Below are 17,525 nucleotides of genomic sequence, written 5' to 3' on the forward strand. Positions count from 1 at the left end.
AGGAGGAAACAGAGAATGGCGAAAAACAAATGGTCCAGATATTTAGCATTGCCGATGTTGTCTTTTGTAATGGTCTTGGCAGCTTGTTCCGGAGACGATACGTCTAAAGAAGAAGGCGGGGAAAAAGAAGCCGACGGCGGACAGGATCTGAAGAATGGCGGCATGTACTCAATTGAAGATTTCGACAATGTAAAAACAAATGAAGGGGAAGCCATTGATGGCGGAACCGTTACATTCGGTTTGGTGTCGGATACAGTATTTGAAGGAACATTGAACTGGAACTTCTACTCCGGTGCACCGGATGCTGAAATTTTGAACTGGTTTGATGAAGGTCTATTAACATGGGATGAAAACTATGTGTATACCAATGATGGAGCTGCAACATATGAAGTTTCAGAAGATGGCCGTACATTTACCTTCAAAATTGGCGACAATGTCAATTGGCATGACGGCGAACCTGTAACTGCAGAAGATTGGCTATTTGCGCACGAAGTAATCGGTAACCCTGATTATGACGGCCCTCGCTACAATACTGATTTCACCAACATTGAAGGAATGGAAGAGTATAACAGCGGGAAAGCTGATACAATTTCAGGCATTGAAGTGATCGATGAAAAAACCTTGTCGATTACGTATATCGAATCAACACCTTCTCTATTAACAGGAAGTATCTGGACTTACCCATTGGCTAAGCACATCTTCGGAGACATGGCAGTTGCTGATATCTCGTCTTCACCTGAAGTGCGTGAAAAGCCAATCGGTTTTGGGCCATTCAAAGTGGACAGCATTGTACCTGGAGAGTCTGTGACTCTTTCTAAAAACGAAGACTACTGGCGCGGAGAACCAAAACTTGATGGTGTAACAATTAAAGTAATCAGCAGTTCGACAGTCGTTCAGGAATTGGAAACTGGCGGTGTTGACCTGGTAAGTGATTTCCCTGTAGATCAATTCCCGGATAATGCTGAAATGTCGAATGTAGAGTATTTGGGAACAATTGATCGTGCTTATACGTATATCGGCTTCAAGCAGGGAACATGGGATGCTGAAAACAACCGTGTTGCGTATGACCCTGAATCGAAAATGGGCGATGTAGAGCTTCGCCAAGCAATGTGGCATGCAGTGGATAACGCAGCTGTCGGCGAAAAGTTCTATAACGGTTTGCGTTGGAATGCTACAACATTGATTCCACCATCCCATCCTGAATTCCATGATGAAAACAATAAAGGCAGAGAATACGATCCTGAAGTCGCTAAACAACTTTTAGAAGAAGCTGGATATGTTGATACAGATGATGACGGTTTCCGTGAAGATCCAGAAGGCAACCCATTGGAAATCAATTTTGTTTCTATGACTGGCGGCGATACAGCTGAGCCTTTGGCACAATACTATGTTCAGTCTTGGGAAGCTGTTGGTTTGAACGTGAATTTGGAAATGGTTGAGTTTAACTCGTTCTACGATCGTGTAGGTAACGGCGGAGAAGATGATCCAAGCGTAGATGTTTACCAAGCAGCTTGGGGAGTTGGAATTGACGTAGATCCTTCAGGTCTGTACGGCGCTGACACATTGTACAACTTCGGCCGTTGGGAAAATGAAGAAAATGATCGCCTTCTAGCAGAAGGCCGTTCAGAAAAAGCATTTGACCTAGCATACCGCCAAGAAGTTTACAACGAATGGCAGCAATTGATGGTTGACGAAGTACCGGTATTCCCTACGCTATACCGTGCACTATTGGCTCCTGTCAATAAACGCGTAATGAACTATGCAATCGGTGATGGCACTGGAGTGTACTTGTCTGATCTTGCGGTAAACGCAGAATCAGCAGAAGTAGCTGAATAAAAGAAAATGGAAAAGGAGCTGCGAATTCGCAGCTCCTTTTTGTATATTTTATTTTCTTTTCCGTCCAAGACCCATAGCGTTTTCCATTTTCTTTAACGTTTTATTTGCCAGGTAATTGGCTTTTTCAGCACCAGCATCGAGTATCGCATCCAGCTCTTCAGAACCGAGAAGCGCAGCGTAGCGTTCTTGGATCGGTGCCAAATGTTCAGTGACGGCTTTGGCAACAGAAGCTTTAAAATCTCCGTAGCCGGAACCTTCATATTTAGCCACCAGACTATCAATGCTTTCTCCGGTCAATGCAGCTTCAATAGTCAACAAGTTCGCAACACCAGGCTTGTTGATCGGATCGTAGCTGACTACTCCTTCAGAATCCGTGACCGCGCTCTTGATTTTTTTCTCGATCGTTTTCAGGTCATCCAATAAAGTAATGATGGCTTTTTTATTGGTATCGGATTTGCTCATCTTTTTCGACGGATCCTGCAAGGACATGATGCGTGCTCCGTTCTTGGGCACGCGAATATCAGGGATCGTAAAGATGTCGTTGTATTTGCGGTTGAAGCGTTCTGCCAAATCACGTGTCAGTTCGATATGCTGCTTTTGATCATCGCCGACAGGGACGATATCCGTCTGATACAAAAGAATATCGGCTGCCATCAATGGTGGGTAAGTCAATAATCCTGCTAGAACAGACGTGTTTTTCGCGGACTTGTCTTTGTACTGGGTCATGCGCTCAAGTTCACCGATAGTGGAGACGCATTGCAGCATCCATCCGGCTTGTGCATGGGCGGGAACTTCAGATTGGATAAACAAGGTGACTTTTTCCGGATCGATTCCGACAGCCAAATAGAGAGCTGCTAAAGCACGAATGTTTTTCCGGAGCTCTAAACGATCCTGGGGCATTGTAATGGCATGTTGGTCGACGATGCAGAAGATGCAATCATACTCGTCCTGCAAATCTGTAAATTGCTTGAACGCTCCTATGTAATTTCCGAGTGTCACCGTACCAGTAGGCTGAACGCCTGAAAAAATTTTCTTCATCAATATTCCTCCTCAAAGTAAAAAACACAGCACACACCCCTAAAAAAAGGGACGAATGATGTGTTTTCCGCGGTACCACCCTAGTTGCCGTCACCGGCCACTCTTCTTCATAACGTGAAGAACACGGAACCGGCTACTCCACGTTCACCGGTTCAGCTCAAAAGCCCATTCAATGCAATCCTCCATCTGTTTCCACCAACCACAGACTCTCTTTATAGAAGGAACTGCATTTACTCTTCTTTTTCATCGCTCAATATATGTCTTATTATTATAATACATAAGCGATTTGAGGTGCAATGTTAGAAGCTGTAAATCATCAGGCAAATTCCCATGATCAGCATAGTGACTGCACCTGTGGTCAACAGCAGAGAACTGGAAAATCCCAATGCTTCGGATGGGGGACGCATTTCATCATCATCCAGTGTGGATTTCAGCTTAAAAGCTTTTCTCATGCTGATGGTGAATATATCAAATACGCCTGTACGGACGACGAAAACCCACAAACCGAAAAACAGCAGAACGCCACCGTAAATAAATGAGTTGTTGATATAGGACAACAAGGAAAGATTTTCTGCCCGGAAAAATATTGTCACGAAAATCAATACTTGGATAATTACTAAAGAGAAACCTATTTTCTTCAAAACTCGCACCTCGATTCTTATCAATTGTAGAAGAAATTAAAAAAAAAATCAAAAATTCTTTATTTATCTTAGACGGCGAAAACGCTTACAAATCCAATATTCTGGCGCTTTTATGTAATGTTAATGTAACGCAATTGTTACAAGAGTGTAAAAATTTCCAAAAAAAGTTCTGTACAACAAAAAAAAATTATGTATAATTAGCAGTGTACCAAGTTTTCAGAAAATTCGAGGGGGTCAATTTAGTGAAGAACAGCAAGATTTTTTGGCTACTAAGCCTAGTTTTAGTACTAAGTGCTTTTCTAGCAGCATGTGGGGGCGGCGATAACGCTGACACTGGGACTGAAACTACAGACGAAAAAGAAGGTACAGAGACAGCTGGGGATTTAGACTCAGTACAAGAACTTAACTTGATGGAAAGCGCAGAAATTCCAACAATGGATTCGGCAATCGCTGAAGACACAGTAGCTTTCAATATCTTGAATAACGTAAACGAAGGACTATTTCGTTTAGATCAAGAAAACATCGCTATTCCGGCATTGGCTGAAGGCGAGCCAGAAGTAAGCGAAGACGGTTTGACATACACGTTTAAATTGCGTGATGCTAACTGGTCAGATGGTACTCCTGTAACAGCTGAAGATTTCGTGTTCTCTTGGCAGCGTGCGATTGATCCTGCAACTGGATCTCCTTATGGTCCATACATGATGAGCGGAACAATCCTTAACGCTACAGCAATTTCTGAAGGTTCTATGGATAAAGCAGAACTAGGCGTTAAAGCTATTGATGAAAAAACTCTTGAAGTAAAACTTGAACGCCCGGTTCCATATTTCATGTCATTAATGGCATTCGGAACTTTCTACCCGCAAAACGAAGCGTTTGTTACTGAAAAAGGCGATGCATATGCGTCTAACTCTGACAACCTTCTTTTCAACGGACCATTCACACTTACTGATTGGGACGGCACTGGCTTGACTTGGAAAATGCAGAAAAATCCTGAGTACTGGGATGCTGAAACAGTTAAACTTGAAACAATCAATGTTGACGTAGTTAAAGAACCTGCTACTTCAGTGAACTTGTACAACTCAGGTGAAAAAGACCAAGCAATCCTAAGTGGAGAATTTGCATTGCAGTATGGCGATAACGAAGAAGTAGTAACTGATTTGGAGCCAACTGTATTTTACTTGAAATTTAACCAAGAACGTGAAGGAGCAGCAACAGCTCTTAAAAACGTAAATATCCGTAAAGCAATTGCAACAGCTTTCAACAAACAAGATCTAGCAGATGTTGTATTGGCGAATGGTTCACTTCCTGCAAACTTCTTAGTTCCAACTGAATTCACTTTTGATGAAAGCAAAAAAGATTTCCGTGAAGTAAACGGAGACATGCTTGAATTCAACGCTGAAGAAGCTAAGAAACTTTGGGCTAAAGGCTTAGAGGAAGAAGGCTTGACTGAAGTCACTTTGGAATTGCTTGGTGGCGATACAGAAACAGCTAAGAACATGGATGCATATTTGAAAGATCAACTTGAAACAAATCTTGAAGGTTTGACAGTTAATCTGAAAGCAGTACCTTTTGCAGTTCGTCTTGAGCTTGACGAAGCACAGGATTATGACATCCAAACATCTGGATGGGGCCCTGATTACCAAGATCCAATGACTTTCATTGACTTGTTCGTAACAGGATCTTCACACAACTTGATGTCTTATTCTAACGAAGAATTTGATAAATTAGTAGAATCTGCTAAAGCAGAACTTGCACAAGATCCAGCTGCACGTTGGGAAGCAATGGCTAAAGCTGAAAAAATCTTGTTAGAAGACGATGCAGCGATTGCACCAATTTACCAACGTGGTGAAAAAGCTCTTCAAAAACCTTACGTTAACGGTATCATCAAACACCCATTCGGTGGGGAATACAGCTATAAGTGGGCTTCTATTTCTGGAAAAGAATAATTTAATCCCGTTACTGTAAAAACAAAATAGAAGGAGAGTATATCGCATTGTTAGGACGATATACTCTCTTTTCTAATGTAAAGGAATTAACCGAAAATTAACGGTTTTCTGCTAACTCATGAATATAACAAGACTCTGTTTATTATGCATAGAGCTTGTCAAATAGACTTATTTTTGGAGGTGCACAATGGGTAAATATATTGGCAAACGTTTAATTTATATGGTTATCACTCTGGCTTTAATCGCTACGTTCACGTTCTTCTTGATGAATGTACTACCAGGTTCCCCAATCGCTTCCGCAGATAAATTAACTCCAGATCAAAGAGCAGTTGTAGAGGCAAGATATGGCTTGGACAAACCTCTTCCGGTTCAGTATTTTGATTACATGTTCGGGTTAGTGCAAGGAGATTTAGGGATTTCCATTAACCAATTTAAAGGCGCAGATGTAACAGATGTTATTTTAAGCCGTATGGGTCCTTCAGCTCAAATTGGTTTCCAAGGTATGCTGATCGGAACTGTGCTTGGAATTCTATTGGGCATGGTTGCCGCTTTAAGGCAAAACACATGGATGGATTACACCAGTACGTTTATCGCTATTGTTGGTATTTCAATTCCGTCCTTCGTTTTTGCATCTTTACTGCAATATTGGTTCGGATTGAAATGGGAATTGTTCCCGGTTGCATTATGGAAAGACGGCTTTATGTCCAGCGTTCTGCCATCCATCGCGTTGGCCATGTTCCCGCTTGCGACAGCTGCACGTTTTATCCGTACTGAAATGATTGAAGTACTGGGTTCGGATTACATCACCTTGGCGAAAGCCAAAGGCGCAAGCGGTTCAGAAATCGCATTCAAGCATGCATTCCGTAACGCATTGATTCCATTGATTACAGTTCTTGGGCCAATGGCAGTATCCATCCTTACTGGATCACTCGTAGTGGAACAGATTTTCGCAATTCCGGGCATCGGGGAACAATTCGTTAAATCGATCATGGTCAGTGATTTCTCCATCATTATGGGAACCACTATCTTCTTCTCAGTATTCTTGATTGTCATCATTTTACTGGTCGATATTCTCTATGGTGTCATTGATCCTCGTATCCGTCTTTCAGGAGGTAAAAGTTAATGACTCAAAAAATCGATAAAATTCCGGAACTGCCGAAAGGTTCGTTTGAACGCATTACATTAGATGCACATCAAGCGGAACGCATCACAAAGCCGAGTGTCAGCTTCTGGCAAGATGCCTGGTACCGTATCCGCAAAAACAAAGGCGCTTTATTCAGCATTGTGTTATTTGGTCTAATCGTCATTATGGCGTTTTTAGGGCCGGTCATCAGCCCGTATGCACCAAATGCCCAAACTATTACTCACGCTAACTTGCCACCAAAGATCCCAGTCATTGAAAAATTGGGGATCCTTGATGGAGTCGGAACTTTAGGCGGCAAAGAAGTCGATTTGTATGAAATGAAAAACGTTGAAGTCAACTACTGGTTCGGAACTGATGGACTTGGCCGTGATATGTTCTCACGTGTCTGGAAAGGGACTCAAGTATCCCTATTCATTGCTTTCGTTGCAGCAGCGATTGATATGTTGATCGGCGTCATCTACGGCGGGATTTCCGGTTACTTTGGCGGACGTGTGGATGATTTCATGCAACGGGTCGTTGAAATTTTAACAGGTATTCCAAACCTTGTTGTGGTTATCCTGTTCATTCTAATCATGGATCCGGGAATACTAGCCATCATCATCGCTCTGACGATAACCGGTTGGACAGGGATGTCTCGAGTTGTCCGTGGCCAGGTGCTTAAGTACAAGAGCCAGGAATTCGTTTTGGCCGCCCGCACGTTGGGTGCCAGCGACACTCGTATTATCTGGAAGCATTTGATGCCTAACGTATTAGGCGTAATCATCATCAATACCATGTTTACAATTCCAAGCGCTATTTTCTTTGAAGCTTTCTTAAGCTTTATTGGATTGGGGCTGCAGGCACCGGATGCTTCACTCGGAACATTGATTAACGATGGCTATGCGTTAATTCAGTTCGCACCGCATATCTTAGCGTTCCCAGCTATCTTGCTAAGTTTGATCATGATTGCATTTAACTTAATCGGTGATGGACTTCGAGATGCCCTCGATCCGAAGATGAAAGATTAAGGAGGAAAGTTTAAAATGGAGAAAATTTTACAAGTGAAAAACCTTGAGCTTTCCTTTAACACCCAAGGCGGGGAAGTTAAAGCGATACGCGGGGTTAACTTTGATCTAAATAAAGGTGAAACGTTGGCAATCGTAGGGGAGTCGGGTTCAGGCAAATCTGTAACGACGAAATCGATTATGCGTTTGCTGCCTGAAAGTTCCGCTGAGTTCAAAAATGGCGAAATTCTATTTGGCGGCCGTGATTTGACGAAGTTGAGCGATAAAGAAATGCAGAAAATCCGCGGAAAAGAAATTTCGATGATTTTCCAGGATCCAATGACTTCCTTGAATCCGACAATGCCAATCGGCCGGCAGCTGACAGAACCTTTGCTGAAGCATCAAAAGATCAGCAAAAATGAAGCGAAAAAAGTAGCGATCGATTTATTGCGCATGGTCGGTATGCCGAAACCTGAATTGCGGATGAAGCAATATCCGCACCAATTCTCAGGTGGACAGCGCCAGCGTATTGTTATCGCCATCTCACTCGCCTGCAATCCGAAGATCCTGATTGCGGATGAGCCGACAACAGCACTTGATGTGACAATCCAAGCGCAGATTCTGGAATTGATGAAAGATCTGCAGAAGAAAATCGATACATCAATCATTTTCATTACCCATGACCTTGGAGTTGTGGCGAACGTAGCTGATCGTGTGGCGGTTATGTACGGCGGGAAAATCGTCGAAATCGGTACAGTCGATGAAATCTTCTATAACCCGCAGCATCCATATACATGGGGCTTATTGAGCTCCATGCCTTCATTGGACACGGAGGATGCCAAGTTGTATGCAATCCCAGGAACGCCACCTGATTTATTGGATCCGCCAAAAGGAGATGCTTTCGCGCTTCGCAGCGAATACGCTCTGAAAATTGATATGGAGCAAAACCCTCCTTTCTTTAAAGTCAGCGATACGCATTCAGCTGCCACTTGGTTGTTGCATCCGGATGCGCCGAAGGTAGAACCGCCTTTAACTGTCATTGAACGAATGAAGAAATTCCCAGGAAGCAGATATTATGAAGGGGGCGCGGTGTAATGGCTGAAAAATTACTGGAAATCAAAAACCTGAAACAATATTTCAACATCGGCAAAGCCAATGAAGTCCGCGCAGTAGATGACATCAGCTTTGATATTTACAAAGGTGAGACCCTCGGATTGGTTGGAGAGTCAGGTTGTGGGAAATCGACGACTGGCCGTTCCATCATCCGTTTATATGATGCAACAGATGGGGATGTCTTCTATGAAGGTGAGAATGTCCATGGTAAAAAGTCCAAGCAGGACTTGAAGAAATTCAACCGTAAAATGCAGATGATTTTCCAGGATCCCTATGCTTCGTTAAATCAGCGTATGAAAGTTATGGATATCATTGCTGAAGGCATCGATATCCATGGTTTGGCGAAAAACTCGACTGAACGGAAAAAAATGGTTTACGATTTGTTGGAAACTGTTGGTTTGAACAAAGAGCACGCTAACCGTTACCCGCATGAATTCTCGGGTGGACAGCGCCAGCGTCTTGGCATAGCCCGTGCTTTGGCAGTAGATCCGGATTTCATCATTGCGGATGAGCCAATCTCTGCATTGGATGTATCCATCCAAGCTCAGGTCGTCAACTTATTGAAAGAACTTCAACAGGAAAAAGGGTTGACGTTCCTGTTTATTGCCCACGATTTATCGATGGTCAAGTACATTTCCGATCGCATCGGTGTCATGTATTTCGGAAAATTGGTGGAGTTGGCTCCTGCAGAGGAGTTGTACAATAATCCGTTGCATCCTTATACGCAATCGCTGTTGTCAGCTATTCCATTGCCTGACCCGAACTATGAACGCAACCGGATCCGCAAGTCCTACGATCCGGCCATCCATAAATACACAGAAGCTGATGACGTGCGTATGAGAGAAATCAGTCCTGGCCATTTTGTTCAATGCTCAGAACGTGAATTCGAATCGATTAAATCAGCATCAGTGTCGAAGTAACAGCAAAACGATGTCCTAATGGGCATCGTTTTTTTTTGTGGGAACAATCTATTGGCTGGCATAGTGAAAGAGTTATCAAAAGCTGCATCCAGGCGGATGATTTCTTATTTCAATTAGTCAGATAAATGTTAGAATGGAAGAACACTGGATATTAAAGTTTATTCATATAAGGAGGGCTCTGGGCTTAAGAGCCGATTTAGGCGATTGATCAAATTAGAAGGTCGGTAAGCAAGCATAAATAACTTGGCGTAAAAGTGGAATAAGGGGTGCAAGAAGATGGCGAAATCATTGAAGACAGCAGTAATTCTTACAGCAGGCGTTTTATTGGCAAGTGTTGGCAACGTTTATGCAGCTGAAGAAAGCGAAACACCGGATTTTACACCGCGTACATACAATACAATAGAACTTGATTCGAGTGTTTTGGCAGCTTCCCAGTTGTTTAAATTTGATTCAGGCCTCGAATTTGCCTATCCGGATGCCGTTCGGGGGATTTTTGTAACAGCTCATTCTGCAGGCGGGGAGCGGTTTGGATCACTGGTTGAACTGGTGGAGCAAACAGAATTGAATGCCATGGTCATCGATATCAAAGAAGATTTTGGCCATTTGACATACATACCGGAAGACGGCTCAGCACTGGCGGAACTTGGATTGGGCCAGCCTTTGATTAAAAACCCAAGAGCTATGCTGGAGCAGCTGGAAGAAAAAGAAATCTATCCTATTGCTCGCGTGGTGGTATTCAAAGATAGCGTACTGGCGGAACAGCGGCCTGAGCTGACATTTATGGATGGGGAACAGGTCTGGAAAAATAATCGCGGAGAATCATTCGTCAATCCATTCTTGAAAGAAGTGTGGGACTACAATGTCCAAATTGCTATTGAAGCCGCTAAGCTTGGGTTTAAGGAAATTCAATTCGACTATGTCCGTTTTCCGGAAGGATTTGAACATCGTGCCGACGATCTCAGCTATTCGCTCGGGGATTATGCAAATTCTGATGCTGATCCGATACAAAGGCGAGTAGAGGCTGTAACGGATTTTGTTGCTTATGCAAAAGAACAATTAGAACCGTATGAAGTGGATGTATCGGTTGATATTTTCGGCTATGCGGCAACACTGCCGGAAGCTCCCGGCATCGGCCAAAATTTTTCCAAGATTTCTGAAAATGTCGATGTCATCTCATCGATGATTTATCCGAGCCACTGGACTTCTTATTTTGGGATTGCCAAACCGGATCTCGAACCCTATAATCTGGTTGCAGAATATGCCAAGGTGGAAAATCAAGTATTGGGTGCCTTGGATAACCCACCAGTTTCAAGGCCGTGGCTCCAGGATTTCACCGCCAGCTACCTTGGGTCAGGCAATTATCTGCGTTATGGAAAATCAGAAGTGGAAGCTCAGATCAAGGCGCTGAATGATAATGGAATCGAAGAATTCCTTCTTTGGAATGCGGGGAATAGCTATTCCAAAGGTGTAGATTATACGCCTTAAGCAGATTCGTGGGATTGTGAATAGGGTGTTTGGCTAAGGAAATAAAAATATCTTGCAGCAATCATAAATTAGATGGAACTATTTTCAGTTTGAAACGTAATATATACTAGAATCGATTTTCAAAAAGAAGCTGTAACTGAGAATAAAAAATTTTAGTTTGGAAGTTTACGACAAAAGAAAATGGGGTAAATTTAAATATACAAGCTTACAAGTATAAAGAATGTATAGCGAATATGTGACAAAAAGCTTGAAATTTAATTTTTTTACTGAAATACACTATTAAATTCATCCCATACATTGTATAATGAATGTAGAGCCTCTAAACTATAATGATTCTAATTTGAAAAATGAACCACACTAAATTTTCATGAATCCGAAAGGAAGTGCTCCATTATGATGGTTACATTATTCACGTCCCCGAGCTGCACATCTTGCAGAAAAGCAAAAGCTTGGCTTGAGGAACACGAAATTCCATATACAGAACGCAACATTTTCTCTGAACCTTTGACAATCAGTGAAATCAAAGAAATCTTACGTATGACTGAAGACGGTACAGATGAAATCATCTCAACCCGTTCTAAAATATTCCAAAAATTGAATGTAGATGTTGAAAGTTTACCACTTCAGCGTTTATACGAATTAATTCAGGAACATCCAGGATTGCTGCGCCGTCCGATCATCATGGATGAAAAGCGTCTGCAAGTCGGCTATAACGAAGATGAAATCCGTCGATTCCTACCGCGTAAAGTTAGAGCTTATCAACTGCTTGAAGCTCAGCGAATGGTAACCTAACAATAAGCACATCAGCTGTCCGGTCTTTATGGTATTTCATAATAGATCCTGGGGCAGCTTTTCTTTATTTTAATTAGTTGCATAAATCAGTTAAGTGATTTAAACTCTATGTACTTGTAACTTGTCTTTGGAAGATAGGCATAAACTTTTTCTTTGCCTGCAAAAGAAGTTATACTTATTAGAAGCAACACAAGCACGGCTCGGAGGAAGGTTCTCTTAGTCCAAACCGTAAAGGAGAGGTGTAAAATGGAAATAGAACGCATTAACGACAACACAGTTAAATTTTACATTTCCTATCTCGACGTTGAAGAGCGAGGGTTTAGCCGTGACGAAATCTGGTTTAACAGAGATAAGAGCGAAGAACTTTTTTGGGAAATGATGGATGAAGTGAATGAAGAAGCCGATTTCGTAATGGAAGGCCCTCTGTGGATCCAAGTCCAAGCGATGGATAAAGGACTTGAAGTCACAGTAACACGCGCTCAATTGACCAAAGATGGGCAAAAGCTTGATTTGCCTGATGACATAGAGGAACGCCGCAAAATGTTTGCAAGTGAAGATGCGGTGACTCCCGAATTTGATGAATTCGAACCGGTTTTTGATGAACCCGATATTAAGAAACTTGAATATACATTTGTCTTCTCAGAAGTGGAAGAACTATTGCCGATTGCACGGCGCTTGATGTATGTGCCGATTGAATCTGCGGTTTATCACTTTGAGAACAAATACTACCTTTACACAAGTTTTGATGAAATTCTTCATTCTGAAGAAGATATCAAAAACAATGTCAGCATCATCACAGAGTATTTGCGCATATCTCCTGTTACAGTTCACCGACTTGAAGAATACGGCAAGCCCATCTTCAAAGAAGACGCGCTCTCAAATGTACTGCATTACTTTGGCTAAGGCCTCCTTTACAGGAGGTCTTTTTTTATTGCCAAAATAGGCTGGATTCCATAGAATGGAAAAAAGGAGAGTGATTGATATATTAGTGGCTAAAACAGAACAACAGGAATTGTTTTATTTGACCGGACAACACGATAGGCATGAACTTCAGTACATTCGCACCCAGCGTCGATTCTTTTGCCCATCCTGCCAAGCTCCATTGCTTTTAAAAATTGGCGTAATCAACATCCCTCATTTTGCCCATCGGACTCTTTCAGGCTGCGACCATTACAGCGAACCTGAATCATCTTTACACCTTCAAGGAAAACTCCTTCTCCATCAATTCTTCAAACAGCGGAACTTTAAAGTCAATCTGGAAAACTACTTGCCTGAAATCCGGCAGCGTGCAGATCTTCTGGTAGATGGCCAATATGCCATTGAGTTCCAATGCAGCACCATATCACCTGAGGACCTCCAGCAGCGCTCGCAAGGCTATCGGCGATTAGACATCAAGGACATATGGATTAAAGGCTTACAAGAGCCCTGCAATGAAGGAATCGGCTTGTTGCGATTGAAATCCCACGAAATTGCCATGCAGCAGAAAAGGGGAGCGCTTCCTTTCATTCTTTTGTTTTTCCCTCCGGCTAATCGATTTTATTATCACTCCAATTTATTGTTCATCAGTTCAAATCGGTGGGTGGGCAAAACGAAGTCGATTTCAGCTGCTATGCAGGTCTTTCCATTTGCAGTTCCGAAGCCACTGTCGAAAGCGGAGTTCAAAACAGTGATGGAAATTTTTAAGGCCGAAAAAAAGCGCTATATCCGAAATCAGCTGTACGCTGAAAATCGGATTAGAAACGTTTATTGCCGTCTTTGCTACGAGTTGCGAATGGATATGGCAAATGTACCAGAGTTCATCGGCATCCCAGTCCAAGGCGCCCAGTGTTTCAAAGAGCCTGTAGTGTTGTGGCAATTGCATGCCCTTGCTGCACAGGAAAAAAAGATTCCCCTTCGTGACTTGATCCGTTCGGGCAAATTGACATTGAGTGCCGGTACGCAAGAAGGACAGGCAGCAGCAGTTTTGGAAGATTACCTTTCCTGTTACCTGTCTTTTGGAGGAAGTGCCTTGACTGATAACAGTCTTTTGGATATCGTCTACCATAACTATTGCAAAACCTTGTGAAAATTGAGAAAATAAGGTGTAGTTCGATTCCCGAAAGAGTGGGACAGAGGAGGAAATTAAATGGTTGAGAAAGTATTGGCAAGAGAAGAAGTACCAGCAGAACTGACGTGGAGATTGGAAGATATATTTGAAACCGATGAGCTGTGGGAAAAAGAGTTTGTAGAAGTTGCAGCTCTTGGAGATAAAGCCGAATCCTATCAAGGGAAATTGCAGGAAAGTGCGGAAGCACTCTATGAGGTGCTGGTCTATAAAGATGAGTTGACTGAACGCTTAAGACGCCTTTACACGTATTCCCATATGCGCTATGACCAAGACACCACCAATTCAAAATATCAGGCGTTGGATAGCCGCGTAAAGTCTTTGTTTGCGAAAGTATCAGCGGGCTTGTCCTTCCTGACACCGGAAATTTTGGCGCTGGAGGAATCCGTCTTAAATGACTATGTTGAAAACCATGAAGGCTTGAGTTTATACAAACAAGCACTCGAAGAATTAAATTCATTGCGTCCTCATGTCTTACCGGCAGAACAGGAATCCCTGCTTGCCCAAATGTCTGAAGTAAGCCGTGCTTCTTCCGAAACGTTCGGCATGCTGAATAATGCAGATCTTGAATTCCCGGAAATTGAAGATGAATCGGGCGAAAAAGTACAGATTACACATGGCAACTATATTCGCTTCCTTGAAAGCAAAGACCGCCGTGTGCGGGAAGATGCATTTAAAGCCGTTTATGCGACATATGGCAAATTCCGCAATACGTTCGCTTCTACACTTTCAGGCAATATTAAGCGTGATAACGTCAATGCGCGGATCCGTAAATTCGAATCGGCTCGCCAGGCAGCTTTAGCTGATGACCATATTCCGGAAGCGGTTTACGATAATCTGGTGGAGACCATCAATAATAACCTTCACCTCTTGCACCGTTACGCTGCCCTGCGCAAAGAAGTGCTTGGCATCGATAAGGTTCATATGTGGGATATGCATACGCCATTGGTCAAAGAAGTGAAAATGGAGATTCCATACGAAAAAGCCACTGGCATCATGCTTAAAGGCCTTGAAGCACTTGGAGAAGAATATGTTGGCATCGTCAAAGAAGGCATCGATAATCGCTGGGTGGACGTCAAGGAAAACAAAGGCAAGCGCAGTGGAGCCTATTCTTCGGGTACTTATGGAACAAACCCGTATATCCTGATGAACTGGCAGGACAACGTCGATAACCTGTTCACATTGGCGCATGAGTTCGGCCATAGTGTCCACAGTTATTATACGCGCGCCAATCAGCCGTATATTTACGGCGATTATTCAATTTTCGTGGCAGAAGTGGCTTCTACCACCAACGAAGCCCTTTTGAATGAATACATGGTCAACGCCACTGAAGATGACCAGGAACGCATCTATCTGCTGAACCACTGGTTGGATGGATTCCGTGGGACGGTGTTCCGCCAAACCATGTTTGCTGAATTCGAGCATATGATGCACAAAATGGATCAGGATGGCGAAGCGCTGACTGCAGACCGCCTGACAGAAGTTTATTATGAACTGAATCAGAAATATTTCGGACCGGATGTAGCAGTCGATGAAGAAATCGGTTTGGAGTGGGCGAGAATCCCGCATTTCTACTATAATTACTATGTGTTCCAATATGCGACAGGCTTCAGTGCAGCAACTGCCTTGAGCAAAGGGATCCTAGAAGAAGGACAACCCGCTGTCGACCGCTATATCAATGAATTCCTGAAAGCCGGCAGCTCGGATTATCCGATTGAAGTGCTGAAAAAAGCCGGTGTCGATATGACACAATCAAAAGCCGTTGAAGAAGCCTGCAAAGTGTTCGAACAAAAACTTAATGAGCTTGAGAAACTATTGTTGAATAAATAAGAAGGAAGAGAAACTAACGATATTAGTTAGTTTCTCTTTTCTATTTGTTATTACACAATAGTTAAGTTCAAACAGACATTGGATAATACACAGCTCGTTTATGACAAATTTGTGAAAGTCTTTGTGAATTATTGCATTAACTATTATGCCGTGCTAAGATTAGGTTGTGAAATAAATCACATACAAACATACACCCCTTTGTTTGAGCGTGAACATTTCTCCCATCCCCTTTGTGTAATATAGAAAGGCGCCTTCCGGACGTGGAAGGCGCCTTTCGCTTTTTCGCATCTTTATTGGGCAGACTTTCGATTCAGATACTTTCTAATTCAACCCAAATACTTTCCAATAAATACGGAATACTTTCCGTTTCAGCACAAATACTTTCTATTACAGAATGTATACTTTCCATAGCCATCTTGATGCCAAAAAAATAGCCTGTCTCCCCCAAAAGGGGAGGCAGGCTATTTTACTTTCCATATGGTTTCTTTTGCCATGCAGATGCGTTCCAGTTTTTGTTGGAGCACTTGTTTTTTCAGTTCGCATTCGGCTGTTTGTTCGGAAATATTATAAATAGAAGCAATTTCTCTAGTGGCCATTGTCGAGTATTTAGTAAAAAGATCATCCAAGGGTGGCGGGGACTGACGATTTAAGCTTTCTTCACCCATCATCTCTTGCAAAATTGTCTGGTAGACATCGTATGAATAAAGTCCGGATACTTTAACACCTTCATCTTCAATGCATTCATTGAAAAATACGATGCTTGGCACTTCGTTGATTTCCATTTCACGTGTAATCTGTAAGTCGCATTGGAAAGCTTTTGCGGTATGTACAGAGTGGAAGTCCAATTTGAACTCTTCTTGATCCAATTCTGCTTCTTCCGCAATTTCCAGTAAAACATTATATGAAGAAACATCTTTTGATTGAAGGAACAAGTGCTCCTGCAATTTGTGCAGGAATCGGTTTCCAGAACGTTTTCCCTGAAGCTCTGCTGCTTTAATCGCCACAGACGGCAAAACAGGATGGGTTAAGTTGTTCGTGTCGATGTTTGATGAAAGTGTTCCTTTATTTAAATTGAGCAGCTGTGTACTCAATACAATACGCATAGAAAAGTAATGGCCGTATTCGATCTGGAGTTTCCGTATAACTGCTTGAAGCTCCCAACATTCTGGGTTCAAGGGGTCTACGAAAACATACAACTCCATTGGTTTAAAAGAATTCGCAGGTTCACGAATTTCCTGGACCAAATCTAGATTGCTCACTCCAACTCCTCCTCACTGTCAGACTCATTGATCATGTGATGTGCAGTTAAAACAAGTCGATTGTATAAGGTTTCACGGAATTTTCCGCTCAATCCCACCTCGTCCATTGCTTCACTCATGCACTCAAGCCAAGCCTGAGCTCTAGCAGGCGTTATTGCGAATGGATTATGTCTTGCTTTTAGTCTCGGATGCCCATGTTCTTCTGAATACAAATTCGGTCCACCTAAATATTGGGTTAAGAATTGTTTTTGTTTACGGGCGGTCTCGGAAAGGTCATCTGGAAAAATAGGCTGCAGCTTTGGATGTGCCGCTACGCGAGCATAAAATGCATCGACTAACTGTGATAATGTTTCCGCACCAATCTCTTCGTACGGAATAATCGGTTTTCCAGTCATCATCGTGTCTCCTTTGCTTTAGCTGTAAACTCATTCTAA

Annotated in this window: 15 protein-coding genes and 1 other annotated feature; of the genes, 11 read left to right on the forward strand and 4 right to left on the reverse strand. The window is 42.6% G+C overall.

All coding sequences use genetic code 11. The annotated features are described in order from the left end of the window. The first annotated feature begins 15 nt into the window (after positions 1-15). Positions 16-1,836 (forward strand): oligopeptide ABC transporter substrate-binding protein, encoded by a 1,821-nt coding sequence (gene opp4A / locus QMA04_RS05465; protein ID WP_290184425.1) that lies wholly within the window; start codon positions 16-18, stop codon positions 1,834-1,836. Positions 1,837-1,884: 48 nt separating this feature from the next. On the opposite strand, the gene trpS is transcribed toward opp4A, so the two are convergent. Both trpS and QMA04_RS05475 read right to left on the reverse strand, forming a co-directional pair. Next, positions 1,885-2,874, reverse strand: a complete 990-nt coding sequence (trpS, locus tag QMA04_RS05470) for a tryptophan--tRNA ligase (RefSeq protein ID WP_290184427.1) — start codon at positions 2,872-2,874, stop codon at positions 1,885-1,887. 44 nt (positions 2,875-2,918) lie between these two features. Beyond that, positions 2,919-3,130: a binding site (T-box leader), on the reverse strand. Positions 3,131-3,173: 43 nt separating this feature from the next. Then, on the reverse strand, positions 3,174-3,515 hold the full coding sequence (locus QMA04_RS05475; protein WP_191713870.1) for a DUF3899 domain-containing protein: 342 nt from the start codon (positions 3,513-3,515) through the stop codon (positions 3,174-3,176). A gap of 242 nt (positions 3,516-3,757) precedes the next feature. Here QMA04_RS05475 and QMA04_RS05480 point away from each other — a divergent pair, with 242 nt between their 5' ends. The 10 genes from QMA04_RS05480 to pepF all read left to right on the forward strand — a co-directional run bounded on the left by QMA04_RS05480 (position 3,758) and on the right by pepF (position 15,832). Beyond that, on the forward strand, positions 3,758-5,461 hold the full coding sequence (locus tag QMA04_RS05480; protein WP_191713871.1) for a peptide ABC transporter substrate-binding protein: 1,704 nt from the start codon (positions 3,758-3,760) through the stop codon (positions 5,459-5,461). A 187-nt stretch (positions 5,462-5,648) separates the two neighbouring features. Then, a complete protein-coding gene (gene opp3b, locus QMA04_RS05485) occupies positions 5,649-6,584 on the forward strand; it encodes an oligopeptide ABC transporter permease (protein WP_191713872.1) in 936 nt (311 codons plus the stop codon). Beyond that, positions 6,584-7,612, forward strand: coding sequence for an oligopeptide ABC transporter permease (opp3C, locus tag QMA04_RS05490; protein WP_191713873.1), 1,029 nt, complete (start codon positions 6,584-6,586; stop codon positions 7,610-7,612). The genes opp3b and opp3C overlap by 1 nt, the downstream gene beginning before the upstream one ends. A 15-nt stretch (positions 7,613-7,627) precedes the next feature. Continuing rightward, positions 7,628-8,683, forward strand: coding sequence for an ABC transporter ATP-binding protein (locus QMA04_RS05495; RefSeq protein WP_290184430.1), 1,056 nt, complete (start codon positions 7,628-7,630; stop codon positions 8,681-8,683). Next, the gene (locus tag QMA04_RS05500; protein ID WP_191713875.1) at positions 8,683-9,621 is read left to right on the forward strand and encodes an ABC transporter ATP-binding protein; all 939 of its coding nucleotides are present in this window, start codon (positions 8,683-8,685) and stop codon (positions 9,619-9,621) included. The genes QMA04_RS05495 and QMA04_RS05500 overlap by 1 nt, the downstream gene beginning before the upstream one ends. Positions 9,622-9,897: 276 nt before the next feature. After that, on the forward strand, positions 9,898-11,106 hold the full coding sequence (locus QMA04_RS05505; RefSeq protein ID WP_203339312.1) for a putative glycoside hydrolase: 1,209 nt from the start codon (positions 9,898-9,900) through the stop codon (positions 11,104-11,106). A 396-nt stretch (positions 11,107-11,502) separates the two neighbouring features. Next, positions 11,503-11,898 (forward strand): transcriptional regulator SpxA, encoded by a 396-nt coding sequence (spxA, locus tag QMA04_RS05510; RefSeq protein ID WP_290184692.1) that lies wholly within the window; start codon positions 11,503-11,505, stop codon positions 11,896-11,898. Positions 11,899-12,144: 246 nt separating this feature from the next. Further along, positions 12,145-12,801, forward strand: a complete 657-nt coding sequence (gene mecA / locus QMA04_RS05515; RefSeq protein ID WP_191713877.1) for an adaptor protein MecA — start codon at positions 12,145-12,147, stop codon at positions 12,799-12,801. Between the two features lie 55 nt (positions 12,802-12,856). Beyond that, on the forward strand, positions 12,857-13,963 hold the full coding sequence (locus QMA04_RS05520; protein WP_290184433.1) for a competence protein CoiA: 1,107 nt from the start codon (positions 12,857-12,859) through the stop codon (positions 13,961-13,963). Between the two features lie 60 nt (positions 13,964-14,023). After that, entirely contained in the window at positions 14,024-15,832 is a 1,809-nt protein-coding gene (gene pepF / locus QMA04_RS05525) for an oligoendopeptidase F (protein WP_290184434.1), read from the forward strand. A gap of 461 nt (positions 15,833-16,293) precedes the next feature. On the opposite strand, the gene QMA04_RS05530 is transcribed toward pepF, so the two are convergent. After that, positions 16,294-17,091, reverse strand: a complete 798-nt coding sequence (locus tag QMA04_RS05530) for a ClpXP adapter SpxH family protein (protein ID WP_191713879.1) — start codon at positions 17,089-17,091, stop codon at positions 16,294-16,296. After that, positions 17,088-17,486, reverse strand: a complete 399-nt coding sequence (locus QMA04_RS05535) for a globin domain-containing protein (protein ID WP_191714486.1) — start codon at positions 17,484-17,486, stop codon at positions 17,088-17,090. Before QMA04_RS05535 ends, QMA04_RS05530 begins: the two co-directional genes overlap by 4 nt. Between the last annotated feature and the right edge of the window lie 39 nt (positions 17,487-17,525).

It is taken from the genome of Planococcus sp. APC 3900 (assembly GCF_030407735.1).
Taxonomy (GTDB): Bacteria; Bacillota; Bacilli; order Bacillales_A; family Planococcaceae; genus Planococcus; species Planococcus notacanthi.